This is a genomic window from Bifidobacterium sp. N5G01 (genome assembly GCF_002742425.1).
Lineage (GTDB): Bacteria > Actinomycetota > Actinomycetes > Actinomycetales > Bifidobacteriaceae > Bifidobacterium > Bifidobacterium hominis.
Window position 1 is genome coordinate 321,423 of record NZ_NJNP01000001.1, and the last position, 17,045, is coordinate 338,467.

The 17,045-nt window shown below is 54.9% G+C and carries 14 protein-coding genes; 3 read left to right on the top strand and 11 right to left on the bottom strand.

Annotated features, from left to right (window positions below):
- Positions 1–8 precede the first annotated feature (8 nt).
- Both purM and purD read left to right on the top strand, forming a co-directional pair.
- Positions 9–1,043: a phosphoribosylformylglycinamidine cyclo-ligase gene (purM, locus tag CE168_RS01360; RefSeq protein ID WP_004219545.1), complete on the top strand. Its 1,035-nt coding sequence runs from the start codon at positions 9–11 to the stop codon at positions 1,041–1,043.
- 99 nt (positions 1,044–1,142) lie between these two features.
- Positions 1,143–2,405 carry a phosphoribosylamine--glycine ligase gene (gene purD / locus CE168_RS01365; RefSeq protein WP_099570816.1) on the top strand — a complete coding sequence of 421 codons (1,263 nt, stop codon included), beginning with the start codon at positions 1,143–1,145 and terminating at the stop codon, positions 2,403–2,405.
- Positions 2,406–2,561: 156 nt separating this feature from the next.
- On the opposite strand, the gene uriT is transcribed toward purD, so the two are convergent.
- From uriT to CE168_RS01420, 11 genes are all read right to left on the bottom strand, one after another.
- On the bottom strand, positions 2,562–3,977 hold the full coding sequence (gene uriT / locus CE168_RS01370; protein WP_099570817.1) for a uridine transporter UriT: 1,416 nt from the start codon (positions 3,975–3,977) through the stop codon (positions 2,562–2,564).
- 32 nt (positions 3,978–4,009) lie between these two features.
- Positions 4,010–4,951: a uridine-preferring nucleoside hydrolase UriH gene (gene uriH / locus CE168_RS01375; RefSeq protein WP_099570818.1), complete on the bottom strand. Its 942-nt coding sequence runs from the start codon at positions 4,949–4,951 to the stop codon at positions 4,010–4,012.
- Between the two features lie 115 nt (positions 4,952–5,066).
- Positions 5,067–6,230 carry an iron-containing alcohol dehydrogenase gene (locus CE168_RS01380; RefSeq protein ID WP_099570819.1) on the bottom strand — a complete coding sequence of 388 codons (1,164 nt, stop codon included), beginning with the start codon at positions 6,228–6,230 and terminating at the stop codon, positions 5,067–5,069.
- 3 nt (positions 6,231–6,233) lie between these two features.
- The gene (locus CE168_RS01385; protein WP_099570820.1) at positions 6,234–6,929 is read right to left on the bottom strand and encodes a phosphoribosylanthranilate isomerase; all 696 of its coding nucleotides are present in this window, start codon (positions 6,927–6,929) and stop codon (positions 6,234–6,236) included.
- Positions 6,930–6,982: 53 nt separating this feature from the next.
- Positions 6,983–7,978 (bottom strand): carbohydrate kinase family protein, encoded by a 996-nt coding sequence (locus CE168_RS01390; protein ID WP_099570821.1) that lies wholly within the window; start codon positions 7,976–7,978, stop codon positions 6,983–6,985.
- A 193-nt stretch (positions 7,979–8,171) separates the two neighbouring features.
- A complete protein-coding gene (locus tag CE168_RS01395) occupies positions 8,172–9,269 on the bottom strand; it encodes a PfkB family carbohydrate kinase (protein ID WP_099570822.1) in 1,098 nt (365 codons plus the stop codon).
- A gap of 85 nt (positions 9,270–9,354) precedes the next feature.
- Positions 9,355–11,430 carry an LTA synthase family protein gene (locus CE168_RS01400; protein ID WP_099571159.1) on the bottom strand — a complete coding sequence of 692 codons (2,076 nt, stop codon included), beginning with the start codon at positions 11,428–11,430 and terminating at the stop codon, positions 9,355–9,357.
- Positions 11,431–11,753: 323 nt separating this feature from the next.
- Positions 11,754–12,152 (bottom strand): Fur family transcriptional regulator, encoded by a 399-nt coding sequence (locus tag CE168_RS01405; protein WP_180753649.1) that lies wholly within the window; start codon positions 12,150–12,152, stop codon positions 11,754–11,756.
- An 80-nt stretch (positions 12,153–12,232) separates the two neighbouring features.
- Positions 12,233–13,402 (bottom strand): 5-(carboxyamino)imidazole ribonucleotide synthase, encoded by a 1,170-nt coding sequence (gene purK, locus CE168_RS01410; protein WP_099570823.1) that lies wholly within the window; start codon positions 13,400–13,402, stop codon positions 12,233–12,235.
- Positions 13,386–13,883 (bottom strand): 5-(carboxyamino)imidazole ribonucleotide mutase, encoded by a 498-nt coding sequence (purE, locus tag CE168_RS01415; protein WP_003836415.1) that lies wholly within the window; start codon positions 13,881–13,883, stop codon positions 13,386–13,388. Before purE ends, purK begins: the two co-directional genes overlap by 17 nt.
- Positions 13,884–13,946: 63 nt before the next feature.
- The gene (locus tag CE168_RS01420; RefSeq protein ID WP_099570824.1) at positions 13,947–14,936 is read right to left on the bottom strand and encodes a zinc-binding dehydrogenase; all 990 of its coding nucleotides are present in this window, start codon (positions 14,934–14,936) and stop codon (positions 13,947–13,949) included.
- A gap of 171 nt (positions 14,937–15,107) precedes the next feature.
- Here CE168_RS01420 and CE168_RS01425 point away from each other — a divergent pair, with 171 nt between their 5' ends.
- Positions 15,108–17,024 (top strand): 1-deoxy-D-xylulose-5-phosphate synthase, encoded by a 1,917-nt coding sequence (locus tag CE168_RS01425; RefSeq protein WP_099570825.1) that lies wholly within the window; start codon positions 15,108–15,110, stop codon positions 17,022–17,024.
- Positions 17,025–17,045 lie beyond the last annotated feature (21 nt).

Sequence of the window (17,045 nt, forward strand, 5' to 3'; positions counted from 1 at the left end):
GGTTTGATATGCCAAAAGCATATGAAGAAGCCGGCGTGAGCGTTGAGGCCGGTTACGAAGTCGTCAAGCGCATCAAGTCCCATGTGGCTCGCACCAACCGTCCGGGCGTAGTCGGCGGTATTGGCGGCTTCGGCGGCCTGTTCGATCTGGCTTCCCTCGGATACAAGGAGCCGGTACTGATTTCCGGCACCGATGGCGTCGGTACCAAGCTGGTCGTTGCCAAAATGGCCAACAAGCACAACACCATCGGCATTGACTGTGTAGCCATGTGCGTTAACGATATTGCCGCTCAAGGTGCGGAACCGTTGTTCTTCCTGGATTACATCGCCTGTGGCAAGAACGATCCAGCACTGCTCGAGCAGGTTGTGGCTGGCGTTGCCGACGGCTGCGTACAGGCTGGTTCCGGTCTGATCGGTGGCGAAACCGCTGAAATGCCGGGCATGTATGACGAAGACGAGTACGATCTGGCCGGTTTCGCGGTCGGCGTTGCCGAGAAGTCCGCAATCGTGGACGGCTCCACCATCGCTGAAGGCGATGTACTCATTGGCCTGCCGTCCACCGGCGTGCATTCCAACGGCTTCTCTCTGGTACGCAAGGCCCTGTTCGAGAAGGCCGGCTACACGGTCGACACCGTACTTGACGAACTTGATGGCGAAAAGCTCGGCGACGTACTCCTTACCCCGACGAAGATCTATGTGAAGGCCCTTTCCCCGCTATTCAAGGCCGGCGTGGTCAAGGGCGTCGCCCATATCACCGGCGGCGGCTTCATCGAAAACATTCCGCGTATGATTCCGGACGGCTTGGCTGCGCACATCAATCTCGGCTCTTGGCCGGTGCTGCCGATTTTCGATGTGCTCGAGAAGGCCGGCGAAATCGATCATATGGAAATGTTCAACATCTTCAATATGGGTATTGGCATGGTGCTGGCAGTCAACGCCGAAGATGCTGATAAGACCATGGAATTGCTCAAGTCCAATGGCGAAGCCGGTTATGTGCTCGGCAATATCGTCAAGAAGACCAATAGCGACGTCGAACTGCAGTAAATACATATATGGGGGTGAGCCATAACGGCCACCCCCTTTTATTTCCAAAGACTTTCCTGAACATAGGATTTTCCCAAAAGGGACATAACAGGAGGAAACATGAAGGTTCTGGTCATTGGTTCCGGCGCACGCGAGCACGCCATCGCTCATGCGCTTATGCGTGGCAGCAGCGTCAGCGAGGTCACAGTGGCTCCGGGCAATCCAGGTATGGAGCTTGACGGCATCCGCATCACGCAAATCAGCCCGTCCAATCATGCCGCACTGATTGATTTCGTAAAGAACAACGGCTATGACTGGGTGTTCGTCGGTCCGGAAGTGCCGCTTATCGAGGGCATCGTTGACGATTTCGCTCAGGCTGGCATCAAGGCGTTCGGTCCGAGCAAGGCCGCCGCACAGATCGAGGGATCCAAGGATTTCGCCAAGCAGCTGATGGAACGTCACAGCATTCCGACCGCAAGGTATCAAACGTTCAGCGATTTGGAGCGTTCCACGACTTATGTTCGTGAGCATGGCGCTCCGATTGTGATCAAGGCTGACGGCTTGGCCGCCGGCAAGGGCGTGACCGTTGCCATGGATGAGGAAACCGCCATCGCCGCTCTTGAAGATATTTTCGTCGACCATCGTTTCGGCAACGCCGGCGCGAAGGTCGTTATCGAGGACTTCCTGGAAGGTCAGGAGTTCTCTCTGATGAGCTTTGTGAACGGCACTGATTTCTGGCCGATGCCGATTTCGCAGGATCATAAGCGCGCATATGATGGCGATAAGGGTCCGAACACCGGTGGCATGGGTGCGTACAGCCCGGTTCCGCAGATCGGTCAGGATGTGGTTGATACCGCTATTGAAACCATTGTGAAGCCGACCGTTCAGGCTATGGCTGATGAGGGAACACCGTTTACTGGCATTCTGTACGCTGGCTTGATTGCCACCGCTGACGGTCCGAAGGTCATCGAGTTCAATGCTCGTTTTGGTGATCCGGAAACGGAAGTCGTGCTGCCGAAGCTCACGTCTGATCTCGGCGCTGGCATCAGTGCTCTGCTCAATGGTGAGACTCCGGAATTCACTTGGGATAACGACAATGCCACGCTTGGTGTGGTGCTCGCCGCCGACGGATATCCTGTCAATGTGATCAAGGGCGCTACGATTCCTGAGATTCCAGTCGATGAGGATTCCCACGTGTATTACGCTGGCGTGGCTCGCAGCGAAGAAGGCCTGATCGCCAATTCCGGTCGTGTGCTGCTGGTGGAGACTTCCGCCGCCGATATCAAGGCCGCTCAAGACAAGGTGTATGCGATTATCGACAAGCTCGACACCAAGGGCATGTTCTACCGTCACGACATTGGTGCCAAGGCACTGAACAGCTGAATGCACCCAGCGATTGCATACCATCAGAAATTTCTGTAACCATACAATCGCAATCATATATATAAAAAGGACGGCGGTTTTGTTGGTCGGACAGAGAGGAGTCCGACTGCAAAACCGCCGTTTTTTAATCACACAACACAAGCAAGCTTATATTGATTACTTCTGCTCTCCCGGCTTCGGAACGAGCAGGGATGCGCAGAACGCGAGGCCGAGCAGAACCACACCGCCAACCATGGCTGCGATGTAGCCGCTGGTCGCACCGCCGGATGCGGTGAACGCGTTCTGAGCAGCGTACAGCACTGCATAACTCAGACCGGCACCCAAGTTGAATGCACCGGAGTTCAGACCAGGCAGATAGCCCGGATTGTCTTCCGGAGAGAGCACGATGCCCAGACCGTTCAGCATGATGTTGGCAGTACCTGCGTAGGAAACGCCCAAAGCCAAAGACATGACCACAAGTGCCCAGATGCTCGGAACGTTGCACACGAAGATGCCGAACAGCACGCCCGCAACAGAGACGATCAAGCCAGTACGCAGCACCGCACGGTAGCCGAACTTCGAAGCGAGCACGCCTGCGACCGGACCGAATGCGAGACCGATCAACGCATACGGAGTCAGGGTGGCGAACGATACCACGCTGGCGCTCATGCCGGCGCCGACTTCGGTATCCTGAGCGAGAGCAGGCACGATACCGTTCATGATGGCGAACACGCCGGTCATGGTAAGCAGGGTGGTCAGCAGCAGACCCCAAGTACGACGCTGCTTGAGGTAATGCGTGGTGACCATCGGAGCCTTCTGACGCTTCTCAACATTCCAGAACACCACGAACAGCACGGCTGCAATAACGATTTCGACAGCGACCATCGCCCAATTGGCGGATCCCAGCTTCTGAATCTCGTTGATGGCCAGATATGCGGCCAAGAATGCGGCGGCAAGGGAAACCACGCCAGCCCAATCCATCTTCGGAGTCTCGGAAGCGGTGGATTCTTCCGCATACACGAACACAAGCACAATGGCAAGCACCGCAACGCCAACCATGACCCAGAACACGGAACGGAAACCGAACGTGCCAGCAAGCCAACCGCCAAGAATAGCGTCGACACCGCCGATGCCACCATTAACGGAAGTCAGAATAGCCATGAGCTTGGCGTACTTCTTATCTTCAGTAACCTTGGCGTGCAGCATGATCAGCGTCATCGGCACAATCGGACCGGCAACACCCTGAATCACACGACCGATCATCAGCATCGGCACGTTGACCGCGAGCGCGGAAACCACGCAACCCAAAGCGGTAAGCACAAGAATGCCGAGCAGCACTTTCTTGCGACCGATCAAATCGCCGAGTCGCGGCAGGAACAGCGAGAACACTGCGCACGAGGTAAAGAACACCGTCTGGGTCAAGCCAATCTGCGCATCGGTGGTGTTGAGTTCAACACGCATGGTCGTCAATGCAGGCGAAAGCATGGACGCGTTGAGCTGGAACGCGAAGATAGCTGCCATCAGTGCTGCCATCAATGCGACGACGGACTTGCCGCCTTCATCGAGCATTTTGCTGTTTTTGGTCTCTGTCATTAGAGCACCCCTTTGCTTATCTTTCTCTTCTTTCAGCCGATGGTCTTGATTGCGTCGGTTACCAAATCCCAGAATTTGTTGAAATCAAGCTTGACTGCAACCTGGGTGTGGCATTCTTCGGCGCTCGGCTCTGGACCTCGCAGGTCGGCGACGGTCATGCCGAGTGTGAGATCTCCATGGATTTCGACATCAACCGGGCAACGACGGGTGGTCATGACGCTCGGATCAATGAGGTATGCCACCGTGCACGGATCATGGACTGGAGGATCGATGAAATCTTGATTGTCTTGATAGGTCTTGCGGAAGAAGTCCATCAGACCAGACACGAACTTGGCGAGATCAGTGCCAACGCCTTCGATACGCTGCTGCACTTCGGGCGTGCACAGTGCCTGATGCGTCAGATCCAATCCGACCATGGTGATCGGCCAGGCTTCATTGAACACGATGTGAGCGGCTTCCGGATCGACCTTGATGTTGAACTCAGCCACGGCACTCCAGTTGCCCACATGGTATCCGCCGCCCATAAGCACGACTTCCTTGACACGTTCAACAATGCGCGGCTCCATGCGGGCGGCCATGGCAATGTTGGTCAGCGGTCCGGTCGGCACCAGAGTGATGGTGCCTGGCTCGTTGCTCATAATGGTGTCGATAATCCAGTTGACGGCATGGCCGGCTTCCAGCGGACGGCTGGGTTCAGGCAGTTCAACGCCGTCAAGACCGGTTTCGCCGTGAATGGAAGCTGCCACTTCCTGCTTGCGTACCAACGGACGGTCACATCCGGCATGCACCGACACGTCGGTGGCATGCGCCTTTTCCAACACTGCACGGGCGTTGTAGGTCACCTTGTCAAGGCTCTGATTGCCACCTACCGTGGTGACGCCCAGCAGATCGATATTGGGATTGCCCACGGCAAGCAGGATGGCAACGGCGTCATCATGTCCCGGATCGCAATCAAGGATGATTTTCTTGGACATTATGGTTCCTCCTTATGTACTCCAACTTTGAACCGATAATGAGGTGGTCGACGATTGACTGACTACGGCTCATCGGTCACACAACTTTTTGCAAGGCCGGCAATGGCCTTTGATATCAGCGACTTCCGAAACCTTCGAGCAGTTGTTCGGCTGCCTGAAGATCGATGTCACGAGGTGTGTTTCCTGCAAAACGCTCGTCAACTACGGCCTGCGCATTGGAAACGAGTTCTTCAACGCTGATGCCGTAATCCTCAACAGGGTGCAGACCGAGCATGCGGTCGCGGAAATCCTTGAACGCTCTGCTTGCGATAATCGCAACCTGCTCGTCCGGCGCATTTTCCGGGTAGACCGCACCTAGAATCTGACCGATCTCACGAACCTTATGCGCACGTACGGGAGCAACGAACTCCATAACCGCCGGCAACGCGTAGCCAACGGCTTCACCGTGCACGATGTGGTATTTCGCTCCGAGCACGTGTGCGATGGAATGCCCCGCAATGGTTCCCGCATTGTTCAGCATCCATCCTGCAAGCGTCGATGCGACCATCACACGTTCCCTAGCTTCACGATCCTGACCGTTTGCCACAGCACGCGGTAGATAGTTGTACAGCAGGAACATCACTTTTTCGCAGATGGCATCCGTGACCGGACTTGCCATTCGGGAAAGGTATCCTTCCGCGGCGTGGCAGAATGCGTCAAGTCCGCAAGCGATGGTCATTTTTGCGGGCAGCGTCAGCATGAGATCCGCGTTTAGCACGGCATATTCGCTGACTGCCGGATCGGCAAGCACCGCGAGTTTACGACCGGTGGATCCTTCGGTGACTACCAGCGCATTGGACATTTCGCTGCCGGTGCCGGCGGTGGTCGGAACTGCGATCATACCGTTGCATGGTGCGATCGGCTTGGCTGGATCGGTGTATTCAATGATGGATCCGCCGTTGACACGCACGATGTTGATGCCTCGGGCAACATCCATGGAACTGCCACCGCCGATGGCGATGATGCTGTCAGCCTTGTGTGCTTCGAATGCTTCGACGCCGGATTCCACGGTTTCGCAAAGCGGGTCGGGCTTGACCTGGTCGAATACCGCCACATCGACACCGGCCTGTTCAAGCTTGGTACGTGCGGCAACGACCAGTGGCATGCTTCCGACGAAGGAATCCGTGACCATCAGCGGACGAGAGTAGCCCGCGGTCTGCATGATATCGACCAGAGTCTCCCCTAAATCGTCAGTGCAGACCACTTTGACGGGTTGCAGCAGTTTGACTTCCATAACCATCGGTCACTGTCCGATCTTTGCGGCCGCAGCGTCGGCATTGATGCAGAATTGACGAACCTTGTCGATGTCTTTCTCCATGTAGCCGCCGTCGTATTTGATGCTGGTCTTCGTCAGGGAGTCCACGCCATACGGCTTGCACTGTTCGATGGCTTCGGCAACATTGTCTGGTCCAAGACCGCCAGCCATGATGACCGGCTTGCCGCATTCGGCCACAATACGGGCGTCAATGCTCCAGTCGTGGGTCAGACCGCTGGCACCAATGCCGGTGTCGGGGGCCAGACCGGAGTCCGTGAGGATGAAATCGCAGTATTTTGCGTACTTCTTGGCACGGTCGACGGCGGATTCATCGTCAACAAGCACGGCCTGCATGAGCTTGGTGTTCGGCACGGCTTCCTTAAGTCGGGCCGCAAATGCTTCATCTGCGGCGTACCCATCGCCTGCGATATGCAGAATGTCAGGCTGCACTTCTCTGGCAAGCTCGATCATCTCGTCGGGATCGTTGGTCAGCATGATGGCCACGGAGGTGACGCCACGACGCTTGCATTCGTCGAAAATGCGGTGCACGCGTTCGATTGGCACGCGATGTGCCGGAACGCCACCATTCTGCATCGGCACCAGTCCAATGTTGTCGGCACCAGCCTCCATGGTTTTGACGGCCTCATCGTATTCGATCAGAGAATAGATCTGCTTGACTACCATTGTCGGTTCTCCTTGTGTTTGTATGGGTTGATGGACGTGTGATGTAGCAAAATTCAGGCGGTACGCACTTCGTCGAGCAACGGCTCGATCTCGCCGGACATCTTCTTACGTATGCGTTCCACGGTGATATCGGGCACTGCTTTTGTGCATTCGAGCGCAATGCTGGATGCTGCCTGCGCGATTTTGCCGACTTCTTCAAGATCTCGATCGGGGTTATCGAAGAAGCTCCAGGTGATGGCTGCCATGCCGGCATCTCCGGCACCATTTGCCGTGGCGATTTCGGTACGGTATGGCGGCACATGCTTGAAGCTGTATTCGTCGTTTTCGTGTCTCGCACACAGGATTCCGTTGGCACCCAATGAAATGAATACGTTCTTCGCGCCCCTGTCAAGCAAGGTCTTCGCTGCAGCGCCTGCCGAATACTGGTCGGCGATACCGATGCCGGTGAGTACGGATGCTTCCAAATCATTCGGCTTGAGCACGGTCATCTTGTTGAGGATCGTGTCGAAACGGTGCGCCTTGACTGTGGAAACGGTATCTCCGAACAGTGGCGCGGTGACGTGTTCGCCAATCCATGCCATGGTTTCCGGTTCAAGATTGGCGTCAAGCAGGCAGATGGCGGCACCGTTGATGAAGTCGAGGCGAGATTCGAGGAATGCCGGATTGATTTCCTTGCAGATTTCCATGTCGTTGACGGCCACCAGCAGATCGCCGGTATCGTCGGTGATGAACATGTAGGTGGAAGAACGGCGTCCTTCCAGCTGTGCGGCATAGTCAAGATTGATATTATTGGCCGCGCACGAACGTTCCAGGGTCTTGCCGTTTTCATCGTCGCCATAGACGGTGATCAGGTATGTCGGCATGCCCAGATGAGCCATGTTCTGTGCGATGTTCTGACCGACACCACCTGCGGACATGCTGACGACGCCCGGATTCGAGTCTCGGTCCACTACGGTGCTCGTCGGTCTACCACAGATGTCCATGTTCATGCCACCGATGACCACAACGTAACGGTCAGGAACAGTATTTCCTGAAGTCATATCCGCCATGGATATTGCCTCCTACATTTTCGGGGATATATCTGCCTTGATACACCCTTGATGAAACGTTTTATCTTCAATTTAGAGTACAACAAAAGTTTAAGCCAGTCAACTTTTGCTTATTTTTCATCGATGTAACATATGGAAAAATCGCGTGTCTCGCGATTACAAAAGAAACAAATGTAAGACCGCCATACCTGCGTTACTGCAGCAAATCAGCTTTGCGCCGCACAGCTTCTTCAGAAAAATCAGCGCAAATCGACTGCACCTGAGACATATTCATCGCAGCCGCCGCAGACGCATATCTAGCGCATTCCTGCTGTGTTTTATGCTCACGACGCGCCCACACCAGCGCACTCAACGCCGCCGACGCACCACCATTGGTATATCGACGTTCCTCCGCCCTTCCCGGCAAAGACCAGAAAAAGCTTTCATGTTCGCAGCAGTACAGCATGTCCGAATCATCCACAAAAAGAAACACATTACGCACACCGGACCGCAGCAAATGTTCGGCGCAATCTCTGGCACTGGCCTCGTCATGCACCTCAATCCCCGACACGAATTTGGCTTCGGTGGAATTAAGCACCATAGTGTCGATGCGATCAAGCACCGGCGTGATTCGCGCCGCTTTATTAACGGAAACCACGCACACGAAAATCGGTCGACTTGTTTTTTCGCAAACCCATGCGATGGCATCAGACGGCAAGCTCGAATCAATCGCCACCATTTCCGCATTGACGATGGTCTGCTCTCGTTGCGCTAGAAATTCCGGGGTGATTTCCGCACTGATCTGCATATCATCAAGACCCACAATCTGACGCCCCTGCGCGGAAACAACCGACAAGAAGGTGGAAGTAGGCATATGGGAAATCTGCTTGGCATGCGTGATGTCAATGCCGTTGGCATACGCGTCCCGCTTGACGCGTTCGCCGTTCTCATCATCACCATAGACGGAAATCAAATAATTCGGCACGCCAAGCCGGTTCAGATTGTAGGCGATATTGTGACCAATGCCACCCACGGATGACACAATGCGCCCCATGTTGGAACTTTCTCCAACCACATCCTGCGTGGCGACACCGTAATGGTCTATATTGATGGCGCCAACAACAGCCACATAGCTGGGCGGAGTGACGATATACCCTTTGCCTTGGATGTACCCTTTTTTCATCAGGTTGGAGATGTGTGCGGCCACCCCTGAACGGGTGATGCCACACAACTGCGCAAGTTCATTCTGACTAATCAGCGGATTCTGTTTGATCCACGCCAAAATCTGCTGCTCGCGGTCAGTTGCGGTCATCTCGTCTCCTCACCTGGCTTCGGAATTTCTTATTCCAGCATAACGCCCTCCCACAAGGAGACCATGTGGAAGGGCGTCGTTCCGGTCACGGCAATTGCATGAAATCCGTATCTTTCAGATAATTCTTTCCTGTCGTAATATCGTATTGGATAAGCTGGTAGTCAGCCAGCAGCTGCTTGGTTTCCGTATCAAAATCGCTTTCAGCCATGGGATTGCCGTCAGCATCAAGATAAATGTTCTGCCCTTCAGGAATACGGTCCCATCCCTGGATATTATTGACGACTGGCGGCTCCATGGCGGAGATTTTCTCATGCATTTGCGTGAGGAACGCCAGATACGGGGACACCTTGGCGTTCATATGCTCGGCGGCCTGCGCCACGAAGAAGTTCGGCGACGAATAGTCGGCGTTGTCGATCTCGTTGCCTTGCGAGCTGGACGCCTTGTTGGACCAGATGAAATAATCCGTCAGATGCAAGGCAAGCGAATTGTTGTCGTCTTCGGAAGCGGACGAATAAATGCCCGGCAGGTGATCGCCGTAGAACACCACGGTGATCGGCTTGTCGATGGCGTCGAGCTTGTCAAGGAAGTCGGCGGTCGCCTCGTCGGTCAGAGCCGCACCCTTCTGATAGGTTTCGATGGACTCCTTCTCATCGTCCTCCAAAGGAGTGCCCGTAGTGGATTCTGCCTTGAAATCGTTATTCTTATACCAATCATGGTATGGCATGTGGTTCTGCATGGTGATGACCTGCAGGAACTGGTTGCCATCGGTTTTCTCTACCTCTTCAATAGTGCTCTTATACGTGGCCTCATCCGACACATACGGCGAATCGTCGATCTTGTCTTGATGCGAGATGACGTCTGGACCGGTCAACGTGTAGAAATGCGAGAATCCGAACTTCTTATAGTTGGTGGCGCGCGAATACATGGACGATTCGTATGGATGAAGTCCGATGGAATTCTTCGCCGCACCCCACAGCTGGTTGATGGTCGGCGTCCAATGCTCGTTCGGCACGAGTTGCTGATACGGGCTGGTAAGCGACGAATCGAAGTTCGACATGCTCAAACCCGTCAATCCCATGTATTCGAGATTGGCGGTTCCTCCACCGTATCCGGACGAAAGCATCAAACCGGAAGTCGTGTTTTCTTTGATGGAGCGGATGTTAGGCATGGAATCCTTGTTGACCTTCAATCCCGGCACACGAGACGGGTCGGAGAACGATTCAGACAACACGTAGATCACCGTGCTGTCGGTCATATTTTCGGTACGCGACGCGTTGATTTTCGTCGCGGCTTTTTCATATCGTGCCGCGACTTCCTGCATGGCCTTTTCGGAATAGTTGTCCGGTTTCACCATAACTTTCGGATTCAGCTGCCTGGTGAAAGCGACCAGCGAACCATTGCGCTGCGCATCGTAGACGGAATCCCACATGGACGGCTTGTCTCCCATTGCCGACGCAAATGTTTTCGCCCAAGATCCAACGGTGCTCACCTGCATGGAATACAGTGTGAAGAACGTTCCCGGTACGATGATCAGCAGCAGTCGAACAATCGCATTCAACGAACGCGACTGCTTGTCATCCCCACGGAACAGCTTGCCATGACGTCCATCGCGGTGATTTAAAAACACGAACAACGCAACAAAACAGGCAAAAATTCCAACCGCAAGCAAAATCGTCCAATGTGCTCCGGCCGGCATGAAGCTCATGAGATTACCCGTATCGGCTTTCAGGAAGTTCAAGTCGCTGGGCAGAATCGCCTCATATCGTATGGATACTTTGAAATGTTCGATTACCGCAACGATGAATGTCATGGCCAGAAATATCGGCGTGGCAATCCAGAAACGGTTGATGAGCATGAGCAGTATCACATAGAGCACGCCCCACAGAATCAGGTTGAGCACTGCCACGAAGTTGAGGCTGGTGAACATTTTGGTGACGAAGCCCCAGCCGGTCAGCCACATGTTGTTCGATAGATTGACGCGTGTGGTGGCTTGGCTAACGCCGATCTGCAGCGCGGCCACGCCGATGGCATCAAACACTATGAACAGCACGCCGTATAGCCACCCGGGGAATTCCTTCCGCTCCTTTTTGGGAGCATTGGGATCCACTGTCGAAATACGCAATTCCTCAATCGTCTCGTTGCTCACGGATTCGTTCGTCAAAAGTTTCTCCACTCATAACGCATTGGTTCGCTTCTAACCTTCTTGCCGACACCAACGCTCTCTTGCGACTGCACGTCAAAGAGTTTTGGCCGGCCCTTCCCTGCCCAAGACTCTATCACTTACGCCTGTACCGCCCGCATCATCCTCAAGTATCAACTTTTCTCAGATATTGCTTGGATTATGCCACGTTACTATCCTGCCAAAAATCGTACTGTCGAAATTACATTCACAGTTTCTTTTGATTTTTCCTGTCTATTTCAGCCATAAACGTAAAGAAACGACATTCGAATAGACATTGCGCTTGAAACCGTATGTTTTATGATTCATGCCTGCCGCTGACAGTCGGAGCAGAGTCCGAATACTTCCAGCGTATGCCGTTCGATGGTAAAACCATATTTTGTACTGATGCCACGTAGCCATGTTTCGGATGGTGATTCGATTTCCACGGTTTTGCCGCAGTTCGTGCATACGAGATGATGGTGATGTCCATCATCGCCGCACAGACGGAACAGCTGCTGACCTTCCAAACGCACGGTGTCGGCCTCCCCAGCCTCGGCCAGCGCGTTCAACTGACGATATACGGTGGCGAGTCCCACTTTCACGCCTTCGTCTTCCAGCTTGCGATGCAAATCCTGTGCGGAAATGAATTCATCACTCGCCTTCAGAGCATCATGAATCAGTTCTTTTTGCTTGGTATTGCGCTCCACGCGTCCGTCTGCCAATCTACGTCCATCCTTGATGACTTCGCGCGCCGGCCGATCCTTGAAGGAAAGGCCAGCGCGCGAAACCTACCGTCTAGGTTTTATTTCAAATCATCCCAGCAGCCGGTCTGCTCAAGATCGGCCACGGTCTGCTTAGTGTCGTTGGTCAGCACGGTAATATGACCCATCTTGCGGTCATGGCGCACTTCGGCCTTGCAATAGTCGTGCATGCTCCATTCCGGATGCTCGGCGATCAGCGCACGGGTCGGTGCCACATGCTGGCCGAGCACATTGACCATAACGGCCGGCTTGAGCAGTTCAGGCTGTTCGAGCGGCCAACCCGCGATGCCTCGAATATGCGCATCGAACTGGTCGAACGAGCATGCCTCGATGGTGTAATGGCCGGAATTATGCGGGCGAGGCGCAAGCTCGTTGACGATGACCCGCTCATCCTTGGTGACGAACAGTTCGATGGCGAGAATGCCCGCCAATTCGAAGCCCTGCGCCAGTCGCAACGCGAGTTCGTGCGCCTCCTTCGCCACGGCTTCGCTGACTTCGGCAGGAGCGATGGTCATGTGCAGAATATTGTTGCGATGCTCGTTGCGCACGATCGGGAAGGTCACGTAATCCTTGCCGTTGCCCGCAACGAGAATGCTTGCTTCGAATGCGAAGTCGACGAAGCCTTCGAGAATGCTTGGCGGGAATCCGCCGCCGCGATCGGCACGGGCACGCACCTTTTCAAGATCGGCATCGGATTTCAGTACCGTCTGGCCATGGCCATCATAACCGCCGGAACGGGTTTTGAGCACGGCCGGGTAGTGAATCTCATCGAGTGCCGAGTCAAGCTCCTCAACACTGTTGACGGCCTTCCACGGTGCGGTCGGCGTGCCATGGTCGTTGATGAATTGCTTCTCGTTGACGCGATCCTGCGTGACGCGCAGCAAATCCGTGCCCTGCGGAGCAGCAGCCAAAGAACGCACTTTGTCGATGGCGTCGGCGTTCACGTTTTCGAACTCGTACGTGAGTACATCGGATTTTTCGGCCAGTTCGCGGATTGCGGTGATGTCGTCATATTCGGCAGTGACCTGGAAATCAGCCACCTGCGCGGTCGGGCAGTCCGGAGTCGGGTCGAGGACTCCGATGCGGAAGCCCATATAGCGGGCAGACAACGCCATCATGCGACCAAGCTGACCACCACCGATAATGCCGATGGTAGCGCCCGGCATCAGCCTTTCAACACGGCCGTTGGTTTCCTCAGACAAGCTGGGCATTGGATTCAGCCACCTTTTCCTTCAGCGAGTCACGGTATTCCTGCAGGGCATTGGCCAGACGCTCATCGGTGGTGCTCAGAATGCTCACAGCCAAAAGGCCCGCGTTCGTGGCACCGGAATTGCCGACCGCAGTGGTGGCGACCGGAATACCGCCCGGCATCTGCACGATGGACAACAGCGAATCCCAGCCGGACAACGCATGGGAACGCACCGGCACGCCGATGACCGGAAGGGTGGTCTGGGCCGCCACCATGCCCGGCAGGTGTGCCGCGCCGCCAGCGCCGGCGATAATGACCTTCAGACCGTTGGCACGGGCATTATGCGCGAACTCACCCATCAATTCCGGGGTGCGGTGCGCGGAAATCACCTGTTTCATGTACGGCACTTCGAACTGGTCAAGCATCTCGCAGGCGTGCTTCATGGTTTCCCAATCGCTCGCCGACCCCATAATCACTGCGACTTCAGGCTTGTTGTCTGCCATTAAGGACCTCCGAAAGAATCCAAAAGAACATGTTCTTGAACACCGCTTACTTTACGCAATCGGCTAGATGTGCAACATGATTTTCCCGAAAACGTCGCCTTTCACGATCTTGGAAAACGCAAGTCGCGCATCATCGATCGCATATGCGGAGTCGATAACCGGGTGCAGATCGGCATGTTCCACGAATTTCAACAGGCGTGCGAAATCCTCGCGAGAACCCATGGTGTTGCCTTGCACACGAATATCTTGGAAGAAGATTCTCGTAAGTTCGGCGCCAGGTTGATCGCCCGTGGTCGCGCCGCAGATGGCAATGGCGCCTCCCGGACGCACGGATTTGACGGAATGGCTCCAAGTGGACGCTCCGACGGATTCGATGACGGCATCCACCTTGTGAGGCAGTCGTGCACCCGATTCAAACACCGCGTCGGCGCCGATTTCCAATGCACGATTGCGCTTGTCTTCGCTACGTGAGGTAACGAACACTTCCAATCCAGCCGCATGGGCAAGCTGGATCGCAGCGGTTGACACACCTCCGCCAGCACCTTGAACAAGCACCGTATCCCCCGGCTTCACATTCGCCGACGTGAACAGCAAAGAATATGCGGTAAGCCAGCTGGTGCCCAATGCTGCAGTCTCATCGAAGTTGAGATTCTCAGGCTTGGCAAACACGTTGGCGCTGGGCACCTGCGTGTATTCGGCCATGGTTCCCGCGTACCGTTCGGAAAGAATCGAACGACGCTCCCCCGGCATGACTCCGGCCCCATCGGTACCGATGAACGTGTACAGCACCACTTCGGAGCCGGCCTTAAGCCCCTTACGCACGGGAATGTCTTCTTGCAGCACGCCTGCCGCATCGGTGCCGAGGATCATCGGCGTCTGCTCGTCGGCAAGCCCCACTCCTTGCAGACTCCACACGTCATGATGGTTCACGCTCGCTGATTTCACACGAATGGTGGACCAGAATGGCTTGGTTTCGGGTTTGGGCATATCGCCCACTTCGAGCATAGACAACGGATCATCATAATTCGTTCCGGTAGCATATACGGCTTTCATGTTCGCGCTCCTTTGCGAATAACGGCCTTTCACGATTGCAAACACCTCTATTGTGCCTCAAGTTGAGAAGACTTTGCACTCCTTTGCCTGCAAACACCCTCATCGGGGCATACAGTGGGATAGGATTTCGCAGTTGATTGCACTGGTTGTAGGGAAGGGTAATTGCACACGATGACCGCTGGCATTTTGAGTTCGATTCACACTCCTGCGGACGTACATGCCCTTTCAGCCCAACAATTACGCGACTTATGCTTTGAAATCCGCACCACGCTGCTTGATTACGGCAGGAAGCATGGTGGGCATATCGGCTCGAATCTTGGCGTGGTTGAACTCACCGTGGCATTGCACCGCGTGTTCAACTCGCCTCACGACCGTTTTATTTTCGACGTGTCGCACCAAAGCTACGTGCACAAGATGCTTACCGGACGTGCCGAAGCGTATCTCGACGAATCCCGATTCGGCGAGGTGACTGGTTTCACCAATCCGTTGGAAAGCGAGCATGATTCGTTTGTGCTTGGTCATACCGGCACTTCGATTTCACTCGCGTGCGGTCTCGCCAAAACCCGCGATATGCAACGCGCTGCAACAGACGAAAGCGCTATCGGCAATGTCGTATCCATTATTGGAGACGGTTCCTTGAGTTCAGCAATCGCTTTCGAGGGGCTGAACAACGCGGCTGAGCAGGGCGGCAATCTCATTATCATCGTCAACGACAATGAAATGTCGATCGCTGAGGATTTCGGTGGCATGTACGGCCAGCTTGCCAAATTGCGTGCGTCAAATGGTACTGCGGAACTGAACCTGTTCAAGGCATTCGGCTTGGATTACCGCTATGTGGAGCAGGGCAATGATGTTGACACGCTGGTGGAGGTGTTGAACGAGGTCAAAGGCATCGACCACCCGATCGTAGTGCATGTTCACACCACCAAAGGTTTGGGCTTCGACGATGACACGGAGTCCGGCAATGGTTCGGATGGCTGCAATCAGACCAATCCTCAACCTCATGCGGGCCAATGCGAAGCCAATCATTGGCAGGATCCGGAGTCCTCGCTCGGCAAGCCGCTCGACGCACGCAAATACTATGGCGAAATGGCCATGGCATCGTTGGAACGCCGTTTCAGCAGCGAACCGGGATTGGTGGTCATCTCCCCCGCAACCCCCGGTTCGAACGGCATCACACGAGATTTTCGCGAGCGTGCAAGCGCGCATTACGTTGATACCGGCATTACGGAAGAGCATGCGGCCGCATTTGCAGCGGGTATCGCCAAAGCAGGCGGCCGCCCGGTGCTTGCGACTTCCGCCACGTTCTTCCAGCGTACGTTCGACCAGTTGCAGCAAGAGCTGGCGTTGAATCACGTTCCCGCTACGCTGCTGATTTTCGGTGCGGGAATTTCCGGTGCGGATAACACGCATTCAGGCACATTCGATATGACGATGTTCGCCAATGTTCCCGACGTGACCTGTTTGGCTCCTGCGAGCGGCGAGCAGATGCTTGACATGCTGGCCTGGGCTACCGGCCCATCCGAGCATGGTGTGGTGGCGATTCGTATGCCCGGCGAGCAGATTCTTGCGCTCGAACGTGCCGCCGATATGGCGTTCGATCCGTTGCAACGCGCCGAAGAGCATGATCCGGCCGTCAATATCGCCGGAGAGTGCCCATTCACGCGCTATCAAATCGTTCAGCCCGGCAGGGATGTGGCGATTCTTGGACTCGGCAACACTATGCCGTTGGCTGCGGAAGTCATGTCGGCACTTGCGGAAGATGATGGGACGCATGCTGCGATCACTGCGACGCTGGTTGACGCATTGCAGTATTCTGCGATGGATGCCGAATTGCTGACGATGCTTGCCGACGGGCATCGTTTGGTCGTTACGTTGGAGGATGGCCAGTTGGAAGGAGGATGGGGTGAGAAGGTCACCGCATTCTACGCGAATTCCAGCAACGCCAAGGCTTCTCATGTTCGTGTGCTGAATTTTGGCGCATCCAAGGAGTTCACCGACCGAGTGCCGCTGGACGAGCTTAATGAACGTTACGGCTTGACTGCGGAAACCATCGTCTCTCGAATTCGTGGTGTTCTTAACGAATAAATGATACGCATAAACGAATTG